This is a genomic window from Pseudomonas sp. NBRC 100443, assembly GCF_030268185.1.
Lineage (GTDB): Bacteria > Pseudomonadota > Gammaproteobacteria > Pseudomonadales > Pseudomonadaceae > Pseudomonas > Pseudomonas citronellolis.
In genome coordinates this window covers 1-276 of sequence record NZ_BSQE01000096.1, presented here as the reverse complement: position 1 = coordinate 276, position 276 = coordinate 1, and the positions used below count along the sequence as shown (strand labels likewise).

The following is a 276-nucleotide window of genomic DNA, read 5'->3' as shown; positions in this document are numbered from 1 at the left end:
CCAGGAGCTTGTCCTGGACCTGGTTCTTCTGCTCTTGGGCGTAGGCCTGGGCCGCGGTGAGGCGCAGACGCTCTTGCGTCAGCTTCGCTTCTGCATAGGGGTCGATCCCGTCCGGGTAGTCCCCCTCAGGTTGGTGTTTCCGCTCCGCCTGGGCCAGGCGGTTCTCCAGCACCGAGCGGACGTCGTAGAAGGCCTCGCGGCCGATCCGAGCCACTGGCTCGACGCCCCATTTATCAAAGGCTTGGGTGCTGATGCCGAGGCTCGCCGCCATCCGGC

General features: G+C 66.3%; 1 pseudogene. It reads right to left on the bottom strand.

Features of this window, described 5'->3' with window-relative positions:
- A pseudogene (locus QSJ95_RS32695) lies at positions 1 to 271 on the bottom strand (terminase small subunit); the annotation flags it as partial.
- Positions 272 to 276: the final 5 nt, after the last annotated feature.